Raw genomic sequence first — 25,482 nt, forward strand, 5'->3', positions numbered from 1 at the left:
GCATGACGTTAGCAGCCTTATCCACAGCATTTAGTCAATTGGGTGAACCCTTTGATGCATTAAAAGAAGAAACGCTGGCGCAGGTTGGTTTAGTCAAAGTCCAAGCCAAAAATCCAGTCTATGACATTGAGCCATTTGCGACAGAGCACCAACAGCAGACGTTCAAGGGAGTGGATCGTGAGGGGTGTTTTAGTATGGACGAAACAGGCTCCGAGTATGGAGGTGCCTATACTTTTTGGATCGAAGAGGGTTTGCGCAAGCCCGTGTTTCGCCGCTGGCATCTGCGTGCCGACATTTACTTCGAGTCGGTTTATGAATATGGGGCCTCATATATCAAAAGTACGACGATTATCCCCTCTATGCTATTCTCAGCATGTTTTTGCAAATGTACAATTACCAATACATGATCGAGCGAGCGACGAGTAAGTGAACCGAATCAACGGGTATTACTTGGTTATGCCAAAGTAAAACTTGGGTAAACAGCATTCTTCGCTCCTATGAAAAGTCCTCTATGTCTTTTTGTGCTTTTGTCGAGATTCGGTTACCTTTCTTTTTCTAGAAACTGTTTGGGGGGCTGTTCCTAGGCAAGCGACCTTCGGGGAGAAGTGAATTTTGGACCTTTACCCCTTGGGCCCCTGTCAGACGAACCGAAACCCCTTTTATACAAAACCATCGTACAAATGACTGATCCAACTTCATATTTGTTTTTTACAGGAAAAGGAGGCGTGGGAAAAACTTCTTTGGCCTGTGCAACAGCCGTTGACTTGGCAGATGCAGGAAAAACCGTATTACTCGTAAGTACAGATCCTGCATCTAATCTAAAAGATGTTTTAGACAGCCCAGTGGATGAAACGATCCAAACGATACGTGGGGTGGACAATCTTTATGCTATTAATATTAATCCCGAATTTGCGGCCGAAGAGTATCGAAGAAGAGTCATAGAACTTATAGAGGGCATGGCTACAGAAGCAGAAATCAACAAAATCAGAGAAGACCTTTCGGGAGCTTGTACCACAGAGATCGCTTCTTTTGATGAGTTTTCGCGCTTTGTGTCTAGCGAATCCGAAGGAGAAAAATTTGATGTCATTATTTTCGACACTGCACCCACGGGGCATACCTTGCGATTGCTCGAGTTGCCTGCGGCTTGGTCTAGTTTTACAGACGAAAATCCCGACGGTGCTTCTTGCCTTGGTCCAACCTCTGCACTTAAAAGTGGAAAAGCAAGGTATCATTTGGTTGTAGAAAGGTTGCGAGACGCTAAGCTGACGACCTTTAACCTTGTCTCGAGAGCAGAAAAAGCCTCTTTGAAAGAAGCCGCTAGGACAAGCAAGGAATTGAAGGAGTTGGGAATGACCAATCAACGGTTGCACATTAATGGGGTTTACAAAGCCATAGACAAACAAGATCCACTTGCAATTAGGATGGAGGATATGGCAGCCGAACAACTCCAAACGATTCCTCAGAACTTGGGCGGGTTGCCATTCACAAGCTATCCACTTTTACCTTACAACGTACTGGGTATAGAAAAACTGCGCTCACTGTTCGATAGTGCATTGCAAAGAACAATTTCAGAAAAGATCGTTGCAGATGTCGCGGTATCTCCATCCGGTCTAAAAGGAATCGATCGCTTGGTTGCCGAACTTTGCCAAGAGCAGCAAAGTGGCCTTGTCATGACTATGGGTAAAGGTGGGGTAGGCAAAACCATCGCCGCATCGGCCATTGCTGTGTTGTTGGCAAACAAAGGCTTTGAAGTCTTGTTGACCACTACAGATCCTGCCGCGCATATTCAGGATTTTATGGATCAATTGGGCGAAATCCCCAAAACACTGACGGTAGAACGCATAGATCCTAAGGTAGAAACACAGCGCTATATGGAAAAGGTTTTGTCACAAAAAGGAAAGGGGAAATCGGAAGAGGCTAAAAAACTAATTCAAGAAGATTTAAAGTCCCCTTGCACTGAAGAAGTAGCCGTTTTTCATGCTTTTTCTAAAGCCATCAGTATGGCAAAAAGACAGTTTGTGGTCATGGATACCGCACCTACGGGGCACACCTTGTTGTTGCTCGATACGGCCGGAAGCTATCATAGAGACATCATGCGAAATAACCTGAACATGAGGCGCATAAAGACACCATACATGTCTTTGCAAGATCCCAAGCTAGCCAAGACCATTCTCGTGTCATTGCCCGAAACAACTCCAATGCGCGAAGCAGTTGCCCTGCAAGAGGACCTGAAAAGAGCAGGGATAAGTCCTTACGCTTGGTTAATTAACCAAAGTCTTTCTATGCATTCGGGTATTTCAGATCCTTTGTTGAAAAGTAGAGCCAGTAATGAAACGGACGTTATACAGGCCATTCAGTCCAATCATGCCCAGAGAACCTTTGGGATTCCATTTGTCGCAGATAAACAATTGCTTCCTGCCTTGTTAGAGGGATATTATGAATACTCAGAATAGTGGTGTTTGAATTCGTCAGGAGAAAATCAAAAATGACGAATGGAGTATTATGAAGATCGTCTCAACGCAAAGAGCCCTATTTGGACAGCCTATTTATACGAATGAACAGAGGTAGGATTTCACCTTAGGGTATGCACAGAGTGGAAAATCATGGAGGTTTGGTCTGACCACCTTTTTGGAATCATTTTTTTAGTTGTCGTATCAATAACTACCTTAATAAATTATCGTTTATTAAATTGAACATTAATTAGGACGAAAAAAAACACATTCTATGGCATTTGATCTCGATATGATAAAAAAGGTCTATTCTCAAATGGGGGATAGAATCAACAAGGCGAAGGAATTGACTGGTAAACCATTGACTCTTTCGGAGAAAATCCTCTATTCGCACCTCTATGATGGAGGTCCGACGGAGACGTATACGAGGGGGGAATCTTATGTGGATTTTGCGCCAGATAGAATCGCCTGTCAGGATGCGACCGCTCAGATGGCGTTGTTGCAGTTTATGCAGGCAGGAAAGCTCAAAGTAGCTGTGCCCACGACGGTACACTGTGATCACCTGATCCAAGCTAAAATTGGTGCAGCTGCAGATTTACAAAACGCAATCAATACCTCTAACGAGGTATTCAATTTCCTTGATTCGGTATCGAGCAAGTATGGCATAGGTTTTTGGAAGCCAGGAGCAGGTATCATCCACCAAGTGGTACTGGAAAACTATGCGTTCCCTGGAGGACTGATGATCGGTACGGACTCGCACACTGTCAATGCAGGCGGACTAGGAATGGTCGCAGTAGGCGTAGGAGGAGCAGATGCTGTGGATGTCATGGCAGGCATGGCTTGGGAATTGAAATTTCCGAAGCTCATTGGCGTCAAGCTGACGGGGAAAATGAATGGTTGGACTTCTGCTAAGGACGTCATACTCAAAGTAGCTGGTATCCTTACTGTAAAAGGGGGTACGGGTGCTATCGTTGAGTACTTTGGCGAAGGAGCGAAAAACTTGTCATGTACAGGGAAAGGGACTATTTGTAACATGGGGGCAGAAATCGGTGCTACGACTTCCACCTTCGGTTACGACGATTCGATGGAGCGCTATCTGAGAGCAACGGGTCGTGCAGAAGTTGCTGACTTGGCCAATGGAATCAAGGAGCATTTGACTGGTGATGCAGAAGTATATGCCAACCCCGAAAAATATTTTGATCAAGTGATAGAAATTGATCTTGATACACTTTCTCCTCATGTCAATGGTCCGTTTACGCCGGATTTGGCGACACCTATCGCTGAGATGGCCGAAAAAGCCAAAGCCAACGATTGGCCTACGAAAGTAGAGTGGGGCTTGATTGGATCGTGTACCAACTCTTCGTACGAGGATATGTCTAGAGCTGCATCAATTGCCGAGCAAGCTGTCGCCAAAGGCCTCAAGCCTAAAGCGGAATTTGGAATCAACCCCGGATCGGAGCAGGTGAGATATACCATCGAAAGAGATGGAATCATTGATACTTTTGAGAAGTTGGGTACCAAGGTATTTACCAATGCCTGTGGCCCGTGTATCGGTCAGTGGGATCGTGCAGGTGCCGACAAAAAGGAAAAGAATACCATCGTGCATTCTTTCAACAGAAATTTTGCAAAGAGAGCAGACGGCAACCCCAATACCCATGCCTTTGTGACTTCACCTGAGATGGTGGCCGCTTTGGCGATCGCTGGAGATTTAGGGTTCAACCCCATCACAGATACTCTGACCAATGATCGGGGAGAACAGGTGAAATTGGACCCACCAAAGGGAGAGGAGTTGCCAAGCAAAGGGTTTGATGTAGAAGATGCAGGCTACAAAGAGCCGGCGGTAGATGGTACAGGTATCGAAGTGGCGGTAAGCCCCGATTCCAAGAGACTACAATTATTGGAGCCATTTGCCCCTTGGGATGGCAAGAACATCACAGGAGCGAAGTTGCTCATCAAAGCACAAGGCAAATGTACGACAGATCATATCTCGATGGCCGGCCCGTGGCTGAGATTCAGAGGTCATTTGGACAATATCGCCAACAATACACTCACAGGTGCTGTCAACGCATTCAACGGTGAGACAGACAGTGTCAAGAGCCAATTGGATGGAGCATACGGAGCAGTGCCTGATGTGCAGAGAGCGTACAAAGCAGCGGGTATCCCGACGATTGTGGTAGGAGATCAAAACTATGGTGAGGGTTCGTCGAGAGAACATGCGGCCATGCAGCCGAGACATTTGGGAGTGATCGCGGTGTTGGTGAAATCGTTTGCCAGAATCCACGAAACAAATCTCAAAAAACAAGGTATGTTGGGACTGACGTTTGCCAATGAAGCGGATTATGACAAAATCCAAGAGGACGATACGTTTGATTTTATCGATTTGACCTCTTTTGCACCAGGCAAACCGCTGACTCTCGTAGCGAAGCATGCTGATGGATCGGAAGACACCATCATGGCTAATCATACTTACAATGCAGGACAAATCGAATGGTTCAAAGCGGGTTCTGCCTTGAACTTGATCAAGAAGCAAAACAACGCATAGATCGAATTGACGACCAATCTATTTTAGGATTTGATTGGCGCATCATTTTTGTCTAAGTTTGCGTACTAGATACTACAAAAAACAAGAAACGGTTTCAGAAACGAGACCGTTCTTTTTTATTTATAAACATACTGAAAAATGGCAATTTCATATTATACGGCAGAGGGATTGAAAAAGCTCAAGGATGAGCTCAATGACCTAAGAACAAAAGGAAGGACGGACATCGCAAAGCAAATTGCGGAAGCGCGTGATAAGGGAGACCTTAGTGAGAATGCGGAGTACGACGCAGCAAAGGATGCTCAGGGCTTGCTAGAGCTCAAAATTGCTAAGCTCGAGGTTGTCGTAGGAGATGCGAGAGTGATGGATGCGTCGCAGATCGATTTGACCAAAGTATCCGTGTTGTGTACTGTAAAGATCAAGAACGTCAAGAATGGTATGGAAATGAAGTACACGTTGGTGGCTGAATCTGAGGCAGATCTAAAGGCGGGTAAAATCTCAGTGGAGTCTCCGTTGGGTAAAGGGCTGCTTGGTAAAAAGGTAGGAGAGAAGGCGATTGTCAAGGCCCCCGCTGGAGACATTGAATTTGAAATCCTAGATATAGGAATGTAAGAATGGCAAGTATATTTACGAAAATCATCAACCGAGAAATCCCAGCACACATTATTGCTGAGACGGATGATTTTATTGCATTTTTGGACATCAATCCTCTCGTAGAGGGGCATTGTCTCGCTGTACCAAAAGAGGAAATTGATTACATTTTTGACTTGCCTGATGAGACCATGTTGGGTTTGCATCGCTTTGCGAAAAAGGTAGCTAGGGGAATCGAGCAAGTGATCCCCTGCGAGCGAATCGGAGTGACTGTGATTGGCTTGGAAGTGCCACATGCACATGTGCACCTGATTCCTATACAAGTGATGGACGATATGAATTTCTCTCGTCCGAAGTTGTGCCCTGGATCGCAAGACTTGGCTCAAACGGCTATTAAAATCAAGGAAGCCATTTCGCTCTAAATCTATGCCGTCTCTACCCCAAGTAGAAATTCGTAAAGTACACAGCTATACAGGGCACCAAGATGCAGTGTATACTTTGGAAGCCGGAGCGACAGACAACTTGTTTTACTCTGCAGGAGGGGATGGACACATCATCGAGTGGGATTTGCATCACTTCGAGAGCGGGAGGCTTATCGCCAAAGTGCCTACCTCCGTTTACGCACTGTCTTATGTGCCGGAGTTAGACGTGTTGATTGTGGGGCAAAATTACGAAGGGATTCATCTCATTCAGCTCTCGGACAAGAAGGAACTCGGCTCGCTTAATCTTGGTAAACTGGCCATTTTTGATATTCAAGTATACAAAGGGCTCATACTGGTGGCGATGGCCGAGGGCGAGTTTTATATCATTGATTTCAAAAGTCTAAAGGTGCTCAAGCGTTCGGTTCTGTCGGAAAAAAACCTTCGAAAAATACTTGTGACAGAGCAGGGAAAGTGTCAGGTAGGAGTTAGCGACGGACAGATCGTGACGATTGATCTCACAACTCATCTTATCGAAAATCATACTGTCGTTCATGACAATTCAGTGTTTGGGATGGCTTGGCATGCTCAGGATCAAGTGTTGCTGTCAGGGAGTAGGGATGCGAAGCTCAAATACTGGAAAGGGGTCGAGTTGTCCACTCTGGAAAGTATCAATGCACACATGTACGCGATCAACGATATAGTCTTTCGTCCCGATCATCAGTATTTTGCCACAGCCAGCATGGACAAGACGATCAAGGTGTGGGATTATGCACAGCGCAGACTCATCAAGGTGATAGACAAAGCACGGCACGGAGGACATTTGTCCTCAGTCAATAAACTGCTTTGGACTAAATTTGACGATTATTTGATTTCGTGTAGTGACGACCGCTCTATCTCCGTGTGGGATATTAATATTGCAAAATAATGCGTATTATTGCATAGTAAGCCGTCTATAGAGTAAATAAACTACCAATTTTTACGTACTATATTTATGTAATTTAATTAAGTGGAGATCATTCGATTGAGTGGTTTGCGTTAATTAAACAACCTTGCAATACCATATTGTGGGGATGGTTAAAAGTTTAAATTATGAAAATTACTCCTCTAGAAATTAGACAAAAGTCTTTCGAAAAGGCATTTCGCGGCATCAACAAAGAAGAAGTTCACGCTTTTCTGATCTCCCTGTCCCATGAATGGGAGCGAATGCTTGATGAAAACAAAGATCTCAAAGGCGATATCAGCAAATTGGAGCAAGAAGTACAGAAACTTCGAGAAGTGGAGACCACTCTTTTCAGAACACTGAAAACCGCAGAAGATACAGGTGCCAATGTCATAGATCAGGCCAATCGTACGGCTGAGCTTCATATGAAAGAAACTCAGATCAATACAGAAGCCATGCTCAATGAAGCTAAGAATAGAGCAAGAGCAATCCTAGATAAGGCGGAAGATCAAGCGAAAGAGATCATCGAAGAGATGAATAATGAGGTCAAAGAGCTAGAGGAAAATTACCGGATCATTGAAAACCAAAGAGATAATGTCGTGACGCAGCTTAAAATGCTCTCCAATGACGTCATGGCTCAGGTAGATAAGGTGAGACACCAAGAGTCAGGGATAGAAGCACATCTCAAGAAGGTCAAACAGATGCTACGGGATACAAGTGAGCGCGTCGAGAGCAAGGCGGAGGAGATTAATTTCGATGCAGATGAATTTAAACGCCCTGAGCCAGTAGCAATTCCCAAAGCAAAACTCGAGATGCCTGACGATGGTTTTGGCTTCTCAGAAGCGGATAAGAAACAAGTGAAGAAAAACTACATCTCGGATAAAAATCCAATCGCTCGTGAGTCTGTTCCCAAGGCGAAGAATACAGAAAAAAGACCAGTGAACAAGGACCTTTCTTTTTTTGATCAATTAGACGATTAGTTAGATGACCATAAAGCTTGAGGGGCTTGATTTTTTTGCGCATCACGGATATTATGCGCAGGAGAGAGAGATAGGCAATAAATACACGATAGACGTAGAAGTAGTACTGAATGATCCAATACAAATTGATGATGATAATTTGGGGGCTACAGTCAACTACGAGATCGTATATAGTATTGTTGAGCAAGTAATGAAAGTACCCACTAAACTGCTCGAAACACTGTCTCAAAAAATCAATCAACAGATAATCCAAGAGTTTCCATATATCGTATCAGTGCAAACTACCGTGAGTAAACATAACCCGCCGATCAAAGGAGTCTGTCACAAAGCCTCCGTCACACTCAAGACAGAGAGCCGCTAGACAGTTTCAGGTTTGTTGAAACTGAATCCTCTAGCGTCGGCTTCTTCCACAAAATCTACCTCAAGGCCAATCAAATACATGACGTGTTTCTTGTCTACGACGACTGGTATTTGTTCGATGGTGTAAGATATGTCGCTTTCATTGGGCTTGTCAAACCCTATCACGTACCCCATTGCACCACATCCACCACCTTTGATTCCAATGCGCAACGAGTAGTCTGCAGGAATGCCTTTGTGATCCATGATGTTTTGGACTTCTTCAAGTGCTTTTGGAGTGATGCTTACCGGTTCTATATCCATGAATTGTTTACTGCTTTGATAAGGCAAAATTACTTATTTTTGAATTACACTTTAAAAGAATTTCTCGTTGGAAGCACTTATTGAATTTGGGAAAATTATCCTACCGGCTGGCGCAGTACTTTACGCCATGTTTTTGGTCGTCAGACTATTTGTAAGAAAAGAGTACGATAGCAAGCTTATCGATATCAAATTGAAGAACACAGAGTTGGTGTTGCCCATTCGTTTGCAGGCCTATGAGCGTATCTGTCTGTATCTCGAGAGGATCACCCCAAAAAACTTGATTGTCCGATTAAACGTTGGACAAATGAGTGCTGCTGAGTTTCATCAGGTCATACTCAACGAAGTGCGGGAAGAATTTTCTCATAACCTTTCTCAGCAAGTCTATATGAGCATACAGGCGTGGGAAGTAGTAAATTCTGCGATGGAGGAGATCGTGATGATGGTCAATGACTGTGCAGGGACAATGAACGAAGATGCTACCAGTATGGATTTGGCACGCAGTGTATTTGAAAAAGTAATGGAGAGAGAACATTTGCAGGTGGATTACGCGCGTGCATTTGTGAAGGAGGAGATTCAACAGAACTTTTAAACCAGATAGGATGATTAAAGAAAAAGTATTTAAAAAATATAAAGCCAAGGCGGAAAATTTGCTCAAAGACAACGACCGTGTCAACGGTCTGATGCAGGTCACTGCAGATAAGTTGAGAGGAATTGTCGCTAGCAATGAAAAACTAAAAGACTTGGTCGAGAAAATCCAAGTGTTTTTGAGAATGGTGAAAGCACAATTTACAGGGCAATACAGGGAACTGCCGTGGCGGACCGTTTTGCTGTTGGCTGCAGCGATGCTGTACTTTGTGACGCCATTGGATATGATTCCTGATTTTGTCCCGGCACTAGGTCTGACGGATGATCTTGCGATAGTGTTTTGGGTATACAACAGTCTGAAAGAGGATATCGAACGATTTCGGGATTGGGAAAGTACGTTGGCTTTAGAGTTGGACGATGAATCCTAAGTGGCTCAACAGACTCGGTGTAGCTGGAGGGTTTCTACTGATTTTTTTGGCTACTACCGAATTCTTACGCTCTTATCGGTTGGGGGATCCCAAATGGATGTATCTGGTGATGGTTTTTGGGATGCTGATCGTTCTTACCTCATCTTTTTTCGGAAAAAGAAGACGATGATTCTGCTTTTCTGACTCCCTTATTTTCTTAATTTTACGGCTTGTTTTGTCCAAAGCTAAAACGCTATTTATAAATGAAGATTTCACTTAATTGGTTAAAGGAATATATTGATCTGGAAGAAGGGGTAGAAGATATCTCACAAACCTTGACCAATACAGGGTTAGAAGTAGAAGGAGTAGAGGAAGTCGAAGAAATCAAAGGAAGTTTAGCAGGACTTGTGATCGGCGAAGTGAAGAGCTGCGTACCACATCCTGATGCGGATAAATTAAGCCTTACTACGGTAGATATTGGAGAGGGAGAATTGTCTCCGATCGTTTGTGGCGCTCCCAACGTGGCGGCAGGTCAAAAGGTCGTGGTAGCTACAGTAGGAGCTACGCTATACCCAGGAGAGGGGGAGCCTTTCAAAATCAAAAAAGCTAAAATACGTGGAGAGGTGTCTCTAGGTATGATCTGTGCCGAAGATGAAATTGGCTTGGGGAGTTCGCATGACGGGATCATGGTGCTCGATACCGACTTGGCCAACGGGACACCTGCTGCGGAGTATTTCAACCCGACCGTAGATACGGTCTTTGAGATAGGGTTGACCCCCAATAGGGCAGATGCAGCGTCACATTATGGGGTAGCTCGAGACCTAAAAGCCGCCTATGAGCGCTCGACGAAGTTTCCTGACTTGTCGACATTTGCAATCGACAATACTTCGCGTCCTGTTGAAGTAATCGTGGAAAATTCTGAAGCATGCCCAAGGTACTCTGGCTTGACTATATCCAATGTCAAAGTAGCGGAATCACCAAAATGGCTCAAGGCAAGACTCAATAGTATTGGGCTCGCTCCGATCAATAACATCGTGGATGTGACCAACTATGTTTTGCACTCCTTGGGACAACCAATGCATGCTTTTGATCTCAGTCAGATCAAAGGAGATAAAATAATTGTAAAGACACTGGAAGAAGGGACGCCTTTTTTGGCGCTAGATGAAAAGGAAAGGAAGCTGTCTTCTAAGGATCTGATGATTTGCAATGCTTCAGAAGGGATGTGCATAGCAGGGGTGTTTGGCGGGATAGATTCGGGTGTCAAAGAGACTACAACAGATGTTTTTTTGGAGTCTGCTTATTTTTCGTCAGACTATGTAAGAAATACAGCAACTCGGCACAGTTTGAAAACCGATGCATCGTTTCGATTTGAGCGTGGGACAGATCCTCGCATGACAGTAGATGCACTTAAGTGGGCGGCTCTATTGATCAAAGAACTTGCAGGAGGCGAAATCAGCTCGGAAATTGTGGATGTGTACCCAGAAGAGATTCTAAATCAAAGTGTCGTCATGTCCTATAAGAATATTGATCGCCTGATAGGAGTGTCATTGCCAAAAGAAAAGATCAGAAGCATTTTGGAACATCTGGATATTCAGGTGGCCGAAGTGTCAGAAACTGGGTTTGTGGCGGTTGTACCCCCGTATCGCTTTGATGTGACGCGTGAGGCCGATGTGATCGAAGAGATTCTAAGAATCTATGGGTACAACAACATTGGGTTGGGAGCGTATTCCACTGCGGGATATTTGGCTCATTTTCCAGCTCCGGACAAAGAGAAAATACAAGAGAAGACAGGTCTGTACCTTTCGGCACTTGGTCTCAACGAAATTATGAGCAATTCGCTCACGAATCCTGACTATGTAGCCAAAGGAGGTGTTTGGTCTATGGATCACAATGTAGAGGTGCTCAATAAGTTGAGTGAGGAACTTGGGGTGATGAGACAAACTTTGGTTTTCTCAGGCTTGGAATCACTCAAGCACAACATCAATAGAAAGCAGACCAATCTCAAGTTTTATGAGTTTGGACGTGTGTATCACAAGGTAGAAGACAAGTACAAAGAGACGCCTCAATTGGGGTTGTTTTTTACTGGGCAGCAATCCGAGGAGAGCTGGAGTGTGGATAAAAAGTCCGTTGATTTTCACGACATGTCTGCCGTGGTTCATAAATTATTGGATAAATTTAGTGTGCTGGATTTTGATTCGATTCCTTCTGAAAACCAAGTGTTTGAGTACGGTTTGGATATTAGGGTGAATGGAGTGGTCTTGGTGAGTTTTGGGAAACTAAAAGCCAAGTTGACGAAGATCATTGGAGTGAATCAGGAGGTCTTTTTCGCTGAGTTCAATTGGACGAAGATGCTCAAGCAGTATGGAAAGACAAGCTTGTACAAAGAGGTTTCGAAGTTTCCAGAGGTCAGAAGAGATTTGTCGTTGGTGATCGATAAGGATGTACAGTTTAATCAGATCATGGAACTTGCCAAGACCGAAGGTAGAAAACTGGTCAAGCGTATCAATGTATTTAGTGTCTACGAGGGGGAGAATATTGGAGAAGGGAAGAAATCATACGCTTTGAGTTTTATCCTTCAAGATGAAAAGAAGACACTCAATGACAAAGTGATAGACAAGACGATGAATGCCTTGATGGCCAGTTTTGAAAAGAATTTGAATGCAATAATAAGAAAGTAAAATGGCTGATAACCAACTGAGATCAGAACTCAACCAACTCGAAAGGAAGTTGGTGCTGTTGTTGAATGATTATAAAAAGAAAGAATCAGAAGTCTCTCTACTGCGAGACGAAAACGATAGATTGCGGGCTCAGATTGAAGAAAGGAACAGCCAAATTGATAACTTTCAAAATCAAGATAAAATTAGTAAAATTGTGAATGGCATGGTAGTGGACGAAAATGACACTGATGCGTTAGGCAACTTGCTGAATGAATATATAAAAGAAGTTGATAAGTGTATCGCTCAACTGAGTGAATAAAGAGTCTCAATGACAGAATTATCAATAAAAATAAAGATTGGAAGCAGAGAATATCCGATGAAGGTACCGGCCGAAGAAGAGGCTAGGATACGTGAAGCGGGTAAACGAATAAATGAAAAGCTGAGGTTTTATCAAGAGCAATTTCAGATCGATGATAAGCAAGACCTCTTGGCAATGGTAGCCATAGACAGTTATGTCCAGCTACTGCAGTCATCCGAAACTCGACAAGTGACGGATGAAACCGCTATGGAACATATTAGTAAACTCAATCAGCTGATTTCAGATGCCCTTTAATCTTTGTATTCATTTCTAAATAGTGTCCCGATTGCTCCTGCCATGATTAATTATATATATACATCATGGAAAGTACAATTTATATTGTCATAGCTCTGGGTGGGTTCTTAGTAGGATTCGCTATCAGCAAATTTTTGGCTAAACGAGCCGAAGGTAAGAAAATAAACGAAGCAAAAAGTAAGGCGGAAATCATCCTGAAGGAAGCTACGATAGATGCGGAAAACATAAAAAAAGAAAAAGCCATAGAGGCCAAAGAGCGGTTTTTGAAACTCAAATCTGAGTTTGAAGAAGAGACGACTCGCAAGAAAAATCAAATCATAGCCAACGAAAATAAGGTCAAGCAAAGAGAGGGAAACATCTCTAAGCAGATCGAACAGAATAAGCGTGCTGAGGCAGAGTTAGAAAGCCAAAAGGAAAACCTCGAAGCGCAGATGGAGATCGTCAAACGCCGCAAAGAGGAACTCGACAAGCGAAAGGAAGAGCAGACCATAGCGTTGGAAAAGATTTCTAACCTGTCCGCGAGTGAAGCGATAGAGCAGCTCAAAGAGACGCTAAAAGACGAAGCAAGGACCAAAGCATCCTCACACATCAAGGATATCATCGAGGAAGCAAAACTGACGGCTACCAAAGAAGCCAAGAAGATTGTGATCCAGACAATCCAGCGAACTGCTACTGAGCATGCAATCGAAAATTGTGTGTCAATATTCAACATCGAAAGCGACGATATCAAAGGAAAGATCATCGGTAGAGAAGGTCGAAATATTCGCGCGCTCGAAGCGGCGACTGGAGTGGAGATCATAGTTGATGATACACCAGAAGCAATCATTATTTCTGGGTTTGACCCGGTGAGACGCGAGGTGGCGAGGTTGTCCCTTCATAGACTCGTGACTGATGGACGCATCCATCCAGCACGTATCGAAGAGATCGTAGCAAAGACGACCAAGAATATCGAAGAAGAGATCGTAGAGATCGGTGAGCGTACCGTGATTGATCTTGGAATACATGGGTTGCATCCAGAGCTAATCAAGATGGTCGGACGTATGAGATTCAGATCATCCTATGGACAGAACTTGCTGCAGCACTCGAGAGAAGTGGCAAAGTTGTGTGCTACACTAGCTTCCGAATTGGGTTTGAATGCCAAGTTGGCTAAGCGTGCAGGGCTTCTCCATGACATTGGGAAAGTATGGCCTGAAGAGCCAGAGCAGCCACACGCTATCCTGGGAATGGAGCTAGCCAAGAAATACAAAGAGAACAAAGAGGTATGCAATGCCATCGGTGCGCACCATGATGAGATAGAGATGACTTCATTGATCTCGCCGATCGTACAGACCTGTGATGCGATCTCAGGGTCTAGGCCAGGAGCTCGACGTGAAGTGATGGAATCATACATCAAGCGTCTCAAGGACTTGGAAGCTTTGGCGTTGAGTTTTGATGGAGTACACAAGTGCTATGCAATCCAAGCGGGGCGTGAATTGCGTGTCTTGGTCGATGCAGACAATGTGTCTGATAAGCAGGCGGGTGATTTGTCCTTTGATATCTCATCCAAGATCGAAAATGACATGCAGTATCCAGGGCAGATCAAGGTGACGGTAATTCGTGAAATGAGATCGATCAGTTACGCAAAATAAGGTTTTGAAGTGCAATGAAAAGCCCTTCTCATAGATATGAGAAGGGCTTTTTTATACCTGTTTGGTGGATCTTTCCGTATTTCAAGGTTCATTGTTCGATATTCGTCATTGGGTCTTTAAAGTAGCCACCTATTATGGGGATTTGAGGTGATATTTAACCGATTGGAGTAATGAATATCGAATGCTCAATGTCGATTAGTATCCCAAGTTTACAGACTGATCCGTTTGGGTTTGTAGAGAAACCCTCATTTGCTTCCCATTTCCTTGATCATTTTGATGGAGATAAGAGCGAGCACTAGTCCCACTAACCCGATGGTACTCCAGATGAAGTATATGTTTTCAAACAGGCTTGTAGACTTCTGGGTAGTCGGAGTGTTGTCTGAGATACGGTGGATCGCGGAGAGGTGAGTGAGTGCTAGCTCGCTAGGAATCTGATCTATAAACGCCGCAAGGTCATAGTTGGGTGCATGGAGATTTCGGTCACCAAATTTGATTTGGTAGGAGTGCTCAGGAGACAGGTTGATGATGGCGTATTGATTCAGAAAAGAGCCTGTGACCTTCGATATTTGGAGTGCTTGATTGTCTTGGTTATTGATTTTGAGGAGTAGCTCTTGGGCTTGAATGTTGCCCAGGTTTATGGCCCTGCTACCTGAGGAACTGAGCGTTGCACTGCCGATCTGTTGCAGTATGTGGCTAGTTTGATTTTTGTTGTTTGTGTTCTTTTTTTTGAGGAATACCTGAATGTCTCTTGCGTAGTAGTCAGCTCCTTTGACCTCCAATTGGAGGTTTTCTAGGTAGGTGGTGTCTGGCAGAACCAGCCTGACGTAGGAGTGGTTGGCACTGTCGAGTTGACTCACGATAGGGAAGTCAAAACTCGTAGTGCGTCCTTTTTTTACCTCAGTGGCGTAGTATCCTACTTTCAAGATATGTATTGGGTCCTTTAGGTTGTCATCAATCTCTAACTTGAAATAGGGGTAATTGCTGAGTGGAAAACGAAGGACATTCGAATCTGTCGTATGGTCAGCGCTATGCATCGACTGTAGCAGGTAGTCATTTTTGATGGCAAACCATTTCTTTTGGTCATGGCTACCGCTCAATCGGGCTCGCTTTTTTACCTCGGTGTTTTCGACGATGATGTGCACTTCAGTGATCGCCTGCTTTGTGTGGTTTTGGAATATCAGGTAAGACGTGCTGTCTTCTGGGTTTTCGCGCTGCGTGATGTCATAGGTATGGAACGATCGATGAGAAGCACGAGCGGCCTCTTGCTGGATCAAATACGGCTGTTGTACACCTTTTTCATCATATATTCTCAAATCAGTGAGGTCACTGTTGGCTTTTCCGAGCAGCTCGGGCGACAATAGGAGTTTATGAAACCCACTGGTCGAAACAGGGGCTACCTCTGCGCTATGCGTGAAATCTTGTGCATAGATCACCGAGGTACATAGCATGCAGATTGCCCAACTAATCTTTCTTTTCATCATCTTGAATTATGAATTTTAGTTTTTGATATAGAAATGAGACCAACAATAGAATCACTCCTAGGAGTATAAATGATATGATTTTTCCTGTAGAGTTTCCCGCTAGATCGTAGAAGAACAACTTGAGGGTCGTGATGGAGAATATAACCAAAGACGCCAAACGGAGTGTTTTAAGTTTAAACTTCATACCCAAAATCATCAGTACCAAAGCAGAAAGAGCCCACACGATAGGATAGGCATGCTTGACCGCATGTGTATAGGCGATCGAGGTTCCGGTGTCTCCCGTGTTGTGTTGGCTGAGGACTGAGAGGTGTCCTATCTCTGTTGAGCATACGAAAAGAGAAACGAATGCGAGTATCCAAAGTGCAATGGTGCCGTTTTTGGATTTGAACCCGAATTCGAAATGAATCTCTCGGTAGAGATGGATGAGTATCAGGATGAATTGCACGAGCAAAACATAATGTGCAAAGTACCCTGTGGATGCCGCGCCTTGGCTAGCCAAATAATGATCTCTGGCCATGGAGATGTGATGTAGGTAGGCGGTCAAATACGAAATCACAATGGCCACAGATAGGCCAGCTATTACTTTGCGCTGTAGGTCGCTTGGTTTGAAATGCTGATAGGCAATCAGAGCCAGTACAAAGCTATAGTTGAATATACCTAGCAGGATGAGTCTAAGTGAGTGTGCCATCTCGAATTTGTAAAACTGATAGTCAAGCTCTAGAAATAGACCACCATATACGACCAAAATGAAAAGTACCTTGACATAAAGGGGTTTCCATACCAGCTGTACTTTTGGGATTACAAAATCGGGCTGTCCTTTCATCAAGCGGAGCGTGGCGAAAAGAGCTCCCATGGATACGAAAGAAGTGACAAAGGTCTTGTTCAAAAATAGGCGCAAAGGCGTGTCTGAGTACATGATGTAGTCTTGTTGCCAATCGATCAGTAGGCTTACTACCATAAGTAGAGAAATGAGGACAGAGGCCAAGTTCATGAGTTTGATCTGGGACTTCTGAGCGAGCCATAGTAGTAGTACACTTTCGAGTGCCCAAAACAAGGTGATGAAATTCCCTTTGAGTTGGATTGGAGCGGCTAGTGTCAAAAATGTGAGGACAAGTCCGATCAATAGATAGATGAGGTTTTTGTCTATGTCTTTTCGCTTGTATAGCGCATAGGCAAATCCAAAATTGAATAGCGCAACCAGACCTGTGAATAGTCCACTGTACAATCCGTCTTTGTAGCCCTGTGAGAGAGCAAGGCCAAAGCCAAAATAGATGGAGGAATTACTCAAAAGCATTCCGATTTCAGGCCATTTGAATGCTCTTTTGTTTTTCACATTGTAGACAATGCTCATGACAAAGAAGATCAGGTAAAAGGCTGTGAGAAACAGGAATAGTTCTCCGTTTGCTGTGGTGACGTAGTTGAGCTCATTATTGATATAAACACCCGAAAATAAAATATAAGTAAACCCATAGGTGAGGTAATTGACGATGTTCCATTTCTTGAAGTAAACCAAAGTCAACATGCCGACATCAAGGATCAATATATAGGCGAACAGCGTGACTATATCTCCCGAACCTGTGCTGATAAAAAACGGAGTGCCAAAACCTCCAATGAGCGCCAATGCAGCCAGGGATTTGCGGTCATAGGAGACCGAAAGTAGGACGCCAAATGCGGTGATCAGTACCATGATGACAAACGCAGCGGCCTGAGGCAGCAGGCCATACTGATGAAATGCCAAGGCAATCGTGAAATATAAGACGGCCAAAGCACCTCCAATGAGTATGGAACTGAATTTAGCGAAGGAGTGCCTGAGATAATGAGCCAACCCAATCATAGCTCCACCGATCAATACACCAATGGCGACTCTCAACCCTTCGGTGATGACACCACTGTCAATCCCTAGTTTGACAAGGAAGCCCATGCCTATCACGAATATCACAATACCGATTTTGCTCAATAGATTTTCTCCAATGAACCGCTCTAGGTCAGGGTTTCGCTCCATGAATGACGGTTTAGGGGGCTGAGCTGCTTTCTTAGGCTCGACTGTTTTGGGCTTGGCCACTTCAGTGACGGCCTCCTTTTTGATTGCCAATGGAGGGACCTTTTCTTGGATCTCTTGCGGTTTTTGTTTTGCTTCTTCAGGGACAGGTTTTGCGAGCTTGTGCTCATGTGCCCTGCTAGCTATGATGTCTTTGGAATCGATCGGGGGCTTGAGAGTCTTGTCCAAAGCAGGAGAGCCATGGCCTTGCAATTCACGCTTTAGTTCTTCTAGTTTTAGGTCGAGTTGTTTTACATGCCCCTTGAGGCTGTATACCATCACTACCAGTACAATCAATAATATAAGGGCTATTACCTCCATAATTTGTTAGGTCAAAATCGAAATTGGGTTGAATTTATGTGTTGTCAAAGACTGCAATTGGGGGCTATGATTTTTACAACCCCAGTGACTTGCGATACTGCTTTCCGAGGATGGTCGTGATCAATTTGAGCGGTAGGATTTTCATGAAGGCAAAGGCTACTCGGTTCATGAATCCAGGCACGTAGTTGTGCTTGCCAGTGACGAAGCAGTGTATGGCTTCTCGGGTAGCGGTCTGTACAGGCATGAGCCATTTTTGGAGATCTTTGAACCCCTCACTGGCAGTCATGTCAGTGACGATCCCACCGGGACTAAATACACTGAGGGTTAGCTCAGGGTTTTTGATTTCTAAGGCCACACTGTTGATGAAATTGGTGATGAAGCCTTTGGTACCAGAGTACAGCGCTTGGTAGGGTGTAGGGTAGTGAGCTGCTAGGCTGGAGATGACCATGATCTTGCCGGGTTTTTGTGTCTGTTCGAAGTGCCGGACAAAGTGGCTGGCGAGTTTGGTCGTACTGATTACGTTGAGGTTGAGGATTTGAGCGATTTGTGACTCTTCTAGTTGGGCATGCTCACCGAGGTAGGTCATGCCGGCATTGAGGATTGCACCGTGAAACCCCTCCTTGGCAGTGCATTGCTCTGCGACCCGATGTGTCTCCTCGGGATGTGTCAGGTCAGCTGTGATTGTAGATACTTCGACACCTGATGTGTTTTGGATCTCTTCTTGAAGTGCAGCCAACCGGTCCGCTCTCCGCGCAACCAAGATGAGGTTGGCTTGATGCTTAGTCGCCAGGTATTTGGCCATTTCCAATCCTAGACCAGAGGAAGCTCCAGTGATCAATATCCATTTGTGGGAGAGTGTTGTCATAGGTTGTGCATTTGCATTCGCTAAGATGAAATAAAAAGGCGCACATTGCAAGTGTGCGCCTTTTCTGTATTTTGACTATTGGTGTTTAGCCGTTCTTTTTGGCCCAGTTGTCTCGTAGTGTCACCGTACGGTTGATTGTAGGTTTGCCTGCTTCGGAATCCTTGTCGATGATGAAGTAGCCCATGCGCTCAAACTGAAACTGTGTGCCTGGAGCCATGTCTTGGACCGATGGCTCAGCGACGGCATTGGGCATGATGGTCAGCGACTCAGGGTTCAGATGGTTGCGGTAGTCGTCCTCGATCGTGTTCAAGTTTTCGGTCATGAACAATCGATCGTAGAGTCTAACCTCTGTTTGTATCCCTTTGGCTGCATCCACCCATCCGAGTGTTCCTTTGACTTTTTTGCCTGTATTATCTTGTCCGCTTTTGGTTGCGGGATCGTACTCACAGTAGACTTCTTCGATCTCACCAGCTTCATTTTTCTTGAATCCTGTACACTTCACGATGTAAGCGTATTTGAGGCGAACCTCTCTGTCTGGTCCTAGACGGAAAAACTTCTTGGGGGGCTCTTCCATGAAATCGCCACGCTCGATGTAGATCTCACGTGAGAATGGGATCTTGCGTTTGCCTGCTGATTCGTCTTCTGGGTTGTTGACTGCATCGAGTTCTTCGGTTTGTCCCTCAGGGTAGTTGGTGATGATCAGTTTGATCGGATCCAATACGCCGAGTACCCGGTTGGCTTTCTTGTTCAAGTCCTCACGCACGCTGAATTCCAGCAAAGCCACATCACTGATGCCGTTGCGCTTGGCTACCCCGATCTTGTCTGCGAAGCTGCGGATAGACTCAGGAGTGTACCCTCGTCTGCGGATGCCCGAGATAGTAGGCATGCGGGGATCGTCCCAGCCATCTACATGGCCTTCCTCTACGAGTTCGCGAAGTTTTCTTTTGCTGACGATGGTGTAGCCCAAGTTGAGTCGGGCAAACTCCGTCTGCTCAGATTTGTATATGCCTAGGTTTTCGATAAACCAATCGTACAGTGGCCTGTGTGCTGCAAACTCCAGCGTACAGAGTGAGTGCGTGATCTTCTCCAACGAATCAGATTGCCCGTGAGCAAAATCATAGGTAGGGTAGATGCACCATTTGTCACCGGTACGGTGGTGTGCCATTTTTTTGATGCGGTAGATGACTGGGTCACGCATCTGCATGATTGATGAAGTCATGTCGATATTGGCACGGAGTACGTGCGACCCTTCGTCACATTTGCCGGCCTTCATGTCTTCGAATATCTGGAGGTTTTCTTCCACTGATCTGCTTCTGAAGGGGCTCGGTTGACCCGGTTGGTTAGGTGTACCTCGTTGAGCACTGATCTCCTCAGCGGACTGGTCGTCGATGTAGGCTTTGCCTTCTCGGATGAGTTGGACTGCATAGGCGTACAACTGGTCAAAATAGTCCGAAGCGTAGTATTCTCTGTCGCCCCAGTCATAGCCGAGCCATTTGATGTCTTCTTTGATCGAGTCGACGTATTCGGTGTCCTCTTTTTCAGGGTTGGTGTCGTCGAATCGTAGGTTGCAAAGTCCGTTGTATTTTTCGGCTAGACCGAAATTCAAGCAGATAGACTTGGCATGTCCGATATGGAGATATCCATTGGGTTCGGGAGGGAAACGAGTATGCACACGCGATTCGTTTTTTCCTTCCTTGATGTCTTTTTCGATCATTTGCTCAATGAAATTGAGCGGTTCCTTTTCGGTACTCATAGGCTTACTTATTAAAGCGCAATTTTAGAGAATAAAATCTTGATGTCGTTCGGGTCAGGTGGTTCTTCCTCCTTAGAGGCTTTTCATCTGGCGGATGGTTTCTTTTGGGTCTGGAGTGTTGTATATCCCTGAACCCGATACGATGATGTCTGTGCCCGCATCGATGACTTGTTTGATGTTGTCTAATTTGACGCCACCGTCGATTTCGATCTCGATGTGCTCAAGGTGCTTTTGGATCAGTAGATTTTTGAGACGAGCGATTTTGTCTAGGGTCGAGGGGATCAAGCTTTGTCCACCAAAGCCTGGATTGACAGACATGATGAGTACAAAATCTACATCGGGTAGGATGTCCTCGATCGCAGACAGTGCAGTGTGTGGGTTGAGGACGACTCCTGCTCGCTTGCCTAGGCTCTTGATGAGCTGGATGCTACGGTGCAAGTGAGGACATGCTTCGACATGGACACTGATCCAATCTGCCCCTGCCTCAGCAAAGGCCGGTATATATTGGTCTGCGTTTTCGATCATCAAATGCACATCGATGGGCAGCTGGGTGCACTTTCGGATGCTGTTGAGTACCAGGGGTCCGATGGTGATGTTGGGTACGAAATGGCCGTCCATCACGTCATAGTGAATCACGTCGGCTCCACCAGCTTCTACCAATTGGATGTCTGCGCCGAGCTGAGAAAAGTCTGCAGAAAGTATCGATGGGGCTATTTGAATCTGTTTTTGCATGTGTTAAATTTTGTGCAAATATATAGGTGACGTACCTTTTCTCATTTATTAAAATCCACTTTCTTCTATTCCCTATTTATTTAGTTAATTTGCGCTCTCAAAGGGATGAGTGAATAATTCATCCTTTTCTATTGTAACTATATGAAGTCCTTAGGAATAAAAAGAAAGACCAAAAAAAAGTACAAACCGATTCTGAAAAATGCCAAAACCTGGCCGGTGATGCAGATGGCAAAAAAGCGGAAGGAGTTTGTGCAGTTGGTGACTGAGGAGAGTTACGATAATTTGCTCGAATTGAGAAGGGGCAAATCGTTGCGCGAAGAGCTGGAAATGACCATTTTTCGCGAAAAACAGCGAGTCAAAAACAACCCCTGGAAGGTCGACCCTGCCGATGATTTTGCGTATTGGGAGGAACAACACGAAAAACTCATGCAGGTGGAGAACCTGCCCGAAGAGGAAAAAGATGGGGCGCTCCGAGGTATTCTCCGAGACATCGTCAGCCGCTACAGCAACGAGATCGCTGGTAATTTCATCCATTCACATTACAACGTGACCCGGACTTTGGTGACGATTGGTTTTAGCCGATTGCTCAATGCTGCACGTGTCAAAGGCCCTTGGTCTATTTTTAGCAATCAGCTGGACTTGGATGACAAGATTCATATCAAGGGACGCACGGATGAACTGCGCAAGTTGGCTAAAATTGGCACTGTCGTGATGGTGCCGACCCACTATAGCAACATGGATTCGGTGTTGATTGGTTGGGTGATCCAGCATTTGGGCCTACCGCCATTCATCTATGGAGCGGGACTCAATCTCTTCAATCTCAAAATATTCGCCTACTTCATGAACAGTGTGGGGGCATACAAAGTCGATCGACGAAAGAAAAATCCACTGTACCTGGAGACGCTCAAGTCCTACTCGACCATCGCGATTCGCGAAGGCTGCCACAGTTTGTTTTTCCCTGGAGGGACGCGTTCGCGCAGTGGCAAGATCGAGAAGCAATTGAAACTAGGTCTGCTTGGTACCGCTATTGAGGCACAGCGCCAAGTGTTTCAGTCCGAGGAGGACGATCAAAACAAAGTGTTTATCGTGCCCGTCACGATCAATTACCACTTTGTGCTCGAAGCTCCTAGTTTGATCAATGATTACCTCAAACGCAAAGGGCAGCAGCGATACTATGAGGAAAACGACGAATACACGACCTCCTACAAGATCTCTAAGTTTTTGCTCAAGTTCTTTACCAAAGGGTCGGATATCTCTGTGTCGATAGGTGATGCGCTCGATGTACTGGGCAACCGTGTCGATACCAAAGGAAATAGCTTGGACAAAAATGGTCAGGTGATTGATATCAAGGATTATTTCAAGTCCAATGGGGAGGTCACCGAAAACCATCAGCGTGAACAAGAATACAATCGCATACTAGGGAGGCAGATTGTCAAAGAGTTTCACAAACACAACCGGGTGTTTTCTAGTCACATGGTGGCGTATGTAGCGTTTCGTATGTTGGGGAGAATACACAAGCACTTGGACCTCTATGGCTTATTGAGACTGCAAGACGAAGATTTGATCATTCCCTACGAGGACTTCAAAAAACAGTTCGTCGTAGTGCTCAATGCGCTCAAAAAATTGCAAAAGCAACAAGAAGTGGGCTTGGCAGATCATTTGTTTATGGACGTGGATGAGGTGATCACCCATGGTTTGAAAAACGTCGGGATGTATCATGCCTCGCTCCCAGTGGTCAAAAACAAAAAAGGGAACATTGAAGTGCAGAGCATGAATCTGCTCTATTTTTACCACAACAAACTCTTAGGCTATGAGCTCGAAAACCTCTTCTAAGAAACTGGTAGGAGTCATCGGGGCGGGTAGTTTTGGTACTGCCATCGCCAATATCCTTGCGGAAAAGAGCAATGTATTGCTCTATGTACGGGATGAAAACAAAGCCAAAGAGATCGCTACCACGAGAGTGAGCTCCTCGCAAAAGATAGAAGAGAACATAGAAATCACCACCAATCTCGCCGATATCGGCAATCGCTGTGAGATTATATTTCCCATTGTGCCTTCGGCTAATTTTCGAACCATGATTCGAAAGTTGGCTCCATACCTCAAACCGTATCACGTATTGATCCATGGCACCAAAGGATTGGACCTAAACATACCCGAGGGAGAAGTACTCAGCAAGGAAAATCCGCTGTCTCGCAAATACGTGCGAACTATGAGTGAGGTCATACTCGAAGAGACCTCTGTACTGCGGGTGGGGTGTCTGGCGGGGCCTAACTTGGCCAGGGAAATTCAAGAACGACAACCGGCTGCTACTGTCGTCGCGAGCCACTTCGAAGAAGTGATTGATGAGGGACAGAAGTTGCTCAAAAACGACCGGTTCATGGTCTATGGGAGCAATGACCTGATTGGAATCGAATTTTGTGGCGTGCTCAAAAACATCATTGCGATCGGTTCTGGTGCCGTCAGTGGCATGGGCCTGGGAGAAAATACGCGTTCACTGCTCATCAGTCGTGGCATGGTAGAGATGATCCACATCGGCAATGCCCTAGGAGGCAATACCAAGGCTTTCATTGGGCTGGCGGGCGTGGGAGATTTGATTGCGACCTGTAGTTCTAGCTTGAGTAGAAACTATACGGTAGGCTATCGATTGGCCAAAGGAGAGACCATCGATGAGATCAAAGCCTCGATGGAAGAGGTCGCCGAAGGTATCAATACGACGATCATCATCAAGCAATTGGCCGACAGCCTCAATATTCGAGTGCCCATCACAGAGACCCTGCACAAAATCATCCACGGCAAGATGACAATGGCCGAATCACACACCTACTTTATGAAGTTTCCGTTTCGTGCGGAGATTGATTTTATTTGAGTCGTAGCGTCTGCTAGGTGTGGTGTGGCGTAGGATTATCTGATCGACAGGGCTGTATAGCAACTGCTATTGCTCAAATAGCGAGATATCATGAGTACCCTTCGAATAAGTACAATTGGTAAATAATGCCTGATTGGCCAACAACTATAGAAGATATATTACAAATAGTAGACCGTACTAAGATGAGAAAACTTGTTATTTTATTTGTGTGCTTTATTTTGGTTGTAAGTTGTGATTCTGAGAGTGCTTTAGAAAGTGACTCTCAAGCTACAGGCCCTGATTCAACGTTCGAATTTTCTTTCAGAAACAAGGAAGAAGCAGATTTATTGAATCCTAATACTGATGGATATTATTCTCATGAGCAGGTCAGAGTTTATTTGGACCCAGAAAGGTCACAGGATATTACTACACAATTTACAGGGGATAGGGACTTTGTTATACCTCCAGAAACATCAGGTTCACAATGGTACTGGGTTTATCTTGACGCAAGTTTGAATGGGAATGTTGGAGATGTTAGTTACTACCTTCAATTAAGTGCCATCGATGTTGATACTATAGTTGCTAAAACAAGAGAGCGAAACGCTTGGCCTGAAATTTATTATTTGGAATACAATGGGGTAATTCTCTTTGATGATTTAGAGAGTAAAAGGTTGTGGGACGGTGTTATTTACAAATAGAGGAGAGCGTAGCAATCCCTTCTCAAAAGTGCCGTTTAGGACGCCTGGAGAGGGTTTTTATCCTTCTTTTTGAAACACGTGTGTTTGATCGATCAAACACACGTGTTTCGAGCGCCAAACACACGTGCTTCGACGGTCAAACACACGTGTTTGTTTTGACGAGTACTTGTAGTCGGTTCATCCGCAACTTTTAGCTCTCAATGTTGATCTCTTTGCTCTTCCCTTAGTGCCCACCAAGACCAAAGGATTGGTCGGTATTTTGGGGGCTACAAATCAA

General features: G+C 44.9%; 23 protein-coding genes. 17 read left to right on the plus strand and 6 right to left on the minus strand.

Translation table 11 applies throughout. The features are described from left to right. Positions 1–2 precede the first annotated feature (2 nt). The 8 genes from BFP72_RS02505 to folB all read left to right on the plus strand — a co-directional run bounded on the left by BFP72_RS02505 (position 3) and on the right by folB (position 8,283). A complete protein-coding gene (locus BFP72_RS02505; RefSeq protein ID WP_143519906.1) occupies positions 3–407 on the plus strand; it encodes a hypothetical protein in 405 nt (134 codons plus the stop codon). Between the two features lie 273 nt (positions 408–680). Continuing rightward, positions 681–2,453: an arsenical pump-driving ATPase gene (gene arsA / locus BFP72_RS02510; RefSeq protein ID WP_099597606.1), complete on the plus strand. Its 1,773-nt coding sequence runs from the start codon at positions 681–683 to the stop codon at positions 2,451–2,453. A gap of 271 nt (positions 2,454–2,724) precedes the next feature. Continuing rightward, on the plus strand, positions 2,725–4,992 hold the full coding sequence (locus tag BFP72_RS02515) for an aconitate hydratase (protein WP_099597607.1): 2,268 nt from the start codon (positions 2,725–2,727) through the stop codon (positions 4,990–4,992). A gap of 138 nt (positions 4,993–5,130) precedes the next feature. After that, on the plus strand, positions 5,131–5,601 hold the full coding sequence (gene greA / locus BFP72_RS02520; RefSeq protein WP_099597608.1) for a transcription elongation factor GreA: 471 nt from the start codon (positions 5,131–5,133) through the stop codon (positions 5,599–5,601). Positions 5,602–5,603: 2 nt separating this feature from the next. Next, positions 5,604–6,002: an HIT family protein gene (locus BFP72_RS02525; protein ID WP_099597609.1), complete on the plus strand. Its 399-nt coding sequence runs from the start codon at positions 5,604–5,606 to the stop codon at positions 6,000–6,002. A gap of 4 nt (positions 6,003–6,006) precedes the next feature. Next, complete coding sequence (locus tag BFP72_RS02530; RefSeq protein WP_099597610.1) at positions 6,007–6,927, plus strand: WD40 repeat domain-containing protein; 921 nt, start codon at positions 6,007–6,009, stop codon at positions 6,925–6,927. A 164-nt stretch (positions 6,928–7,091) separates the two neighbouring features. Continuing rightward, positions 7,092–7,922, plus strand: coding sequence for a DivIVA domain-containing protein (locus BFP72_RS02535; RefSeq protein WP_099597611.1), 831 nt, complete (start codon positions 7,092–7,094; stop codon positions 7,920–7,922). A 4-nt stretch (positions 7,923–7,926) separates the two neighbouring features. Then, positions 7,927–8,283 carry a dihydroneopterin aldolase gene (gene folB, locus BFP72_RS02540; RefSeq protein ID WP_099597612.1) on the plus strand — a complete coding sequence of 119 codons (357 nt, stop codon included), beginning with the start codon at positions 7,927–7,929 and terminating at the stop codon, positions 8,281–8,283. Here folB and BFP72_RS02545 read toward each other — a convergent pair. Then, complete coding sequence (locus BFP72_RS02545) at positions 8,280–8,582, minus strand: iron-sulfur cluster assembly accessory protein (RefSeq protein ID WP_099597613.1); 303 nt, start codon at positions 8,580–8,582, stop codon at positions 8,280–8,282. The two genes, folB and BFP72_RS02545, sit on opposite strands and share 4 nt — an antisense overlap. Positions 8,583–8,649: 67 nt before the next feature. Between BFP72_RS02545 and BFP72_RS02550 the strand changes: the two genes are divergently transcribed. From BFP72_RS02550 to rny, 6 genes are all read left to right on the plus strand, one after another. Further along, the gene (locus BFP72_RS02550; RefSeq protein WP_099597614.1) at positions 8,650–9,171 is read left to right on the plus strand and encodes a hypothetical protein; all 522 of its coding nucleotides are present in this window, start codon (positions 8,650–8,652) and stop codon (positions 9,169–9,171) included. Between the two features lie 10 nt (positions 9,172–9,181). Beyond that, a complete protein-coding gene (locus BFP72_RS02555; RefSeq protein ID WP_099597615.1) occupies positions 9,182–9,595 on the plus strand; it encodes a YkvA family protein in 414 nt (137 codons plus the stop codon). Between the two features lie 242 nt (positions 9,596–9,837). Continuing rightward, positions 9,838–12,252 (plus strand): phenylalanine--tRNA ligase subunit beta, encoded by a 2,415-nt coding sequence (pheT, locus tag BFP72_RS02565; protein ID WP_099597617.1) that lies wholly within the window; start codon positions 9,838–9,840, stop codon positions 12,250–12,252. Position 12,253: 1 nt separating this feature from the next. Then, on the plus strand, positions 12,254–12,550 hold the full coding sequence (locus BFP72_RS02570) for a hypothetical protein (protein ID WP_099597618.1): 297 nt from the start codon (positions 12,254–12,256) through the stop codon (positions 12,548–12,550). A gap of 9 nt (positions 12,551–12,559) precedes the next feature. Continuing rightward, positions 12,560–12,844: a cell division protein ZapA gene (locus BFP72_RS02575; protein WP_099597619.1), complete on the plus strand. Its 285-nt coding sequence runs from the start codon at positions 12,560–12,562 to the stop codon at positions 12,842–12,844. 65 nt (positions 12,845–12,909) lie between these two features. Further along, on the plus strand, positions 12,910–14,472 hold the full coding sequence (gene rny / locus BFP72_RS02580) for a ribonuclease Y (protein ID WP_099597620.1): 1,563 nt from the start codon (positions 12,910–12,912) through the stop codon (positions 14,470–14,472). A gap of 245 nt (positions 14,473–14,717) precedes the next feature. On the opposite strand, the gene BFP72_RS02585 is transcribed toward rny, so the two are convergent. From BFP72_RS02585 to rpe, 5 genes are all read right to left on the minus strand, one after another. Beyond that, a complete protein-coding gene (locus BFP72_RS02585) occupies positions 14,718–15,953 on the minus strand; it encodes a DUF3999 family protein (RefSeq protein WP_143519907.1) in 1,236 nt (411 codons plus the stop codon). Next, complete coding sequence (locus BFP72_RS02590) at positions 15,934–18,312, minus strand: DUF2339 domain-containing protein (protein ID WP_099597622.1); 2,379 nt, start codon at positions 18,310–18,312, stop codon at positions 15,934–15,936. Before BFP72_RS02590 ends, BFP72_RS02585 begins: the two co-directional genes overlap by 20 nt. 73 nt (positions 18,313–18,385) lie before the next feature. Continuing rightward, positions 18,386–19,177 carry an SDR family oxidoreductase gene (locus tag BFP72_RS02595; RefSeq protein ID WP_099597623.1) on the minus strand — a complete coding sequence of 264 codons (792 nt, stop codon included), beginning with the start codon at positions 19,175–19,177 and terminating at the stop codon, positions 18,386–18,388. A gap of 85 nt (positions 19,178–19,262) precedes the next feature. Next, positions 19,263–20,930: a glutamine--tRNA ligase/YqeY domain fusion protein gene (locus BFP72_RS02600; protein WP_099597624.1), complete on the minus strand. Its 1,668-nt coding sequence runs from the start codon at positions 20,928–20,930 to the stop codon at positions 19,263–19,265. A gap of 72 nt (positions 20,931–21,002) precedes the next feature. Continuing rightward, positions 21,003–21,662, minus strand: coding sequence for a ribulose-phosphate 3-epimerase (gene rpe / locus BFP72_RS02605; RefSeq protein ID WP_099597625.1), 660 nt, complete (start codon positions 21,660–21,662; stop codon positions 21,003–21,005). Positions 21,663–21,803: 141 nt separating this feature from the next. Between rpe and BFP72_RS02610 the strand changes: the two genes are divergently transcribed. The 3 genes from BFP72_RS02610 to BFP72_RS02620 all read left to right on the plus strand — a co-directional run bounded on the left by BFP72_RS02610 (position 21,804) and on the right by BFP72_RS02620 (position 25,205). After that, positions 21,804–23,495, plus strand: coding sequence for a 1-acyl-sn-glycerol-3-phosphate acyltransferase (locus tag BFP72_RS02610; RefSeq protein ID WP_099597626.1), 1,692 nt, complete (start codon positions 21,804–21,806; stop codon positions 23,493–23,495). After that, entirely contained in the window at positions 23,473–24,528 is a 1,056-nt protein-coding gene (locus tag BFP72_RS02615; RefSeq protein WP_099597627.1) for an NAD(P)H-dependent glycerol-3-phosphate dehydrogenase, read from the plus strand. The genes BFP72_RS02610 and BFP72_RS02615 overlap by 23 nt, the downstream gene beginning before the upstream one ends. A gap of 125 nt (positions 24,529–24,653) precedes the next feature. Then, on the plus strand, positions 24,654–25,205 hold the full coding sequence (locus tag BFP72_RS02620) for a hypothetical protein (protein WP_099597628.1): 552 nt from the start codon (positions 24,654–24,656) through the stop codon (positions 25,203–25,205). Positions 25,206–25,482 lie beyond the last annotated feature (277 nt).

Source organism: Reichenbachiella sp. 5M10 (assembly GCF_002742335.1).
Taxonomy (GTDB): Bacteria; Bacteroidota; Bacteroidia; order Cytophagales; family Cyclobacteriaceae; genus Reichenbachiella.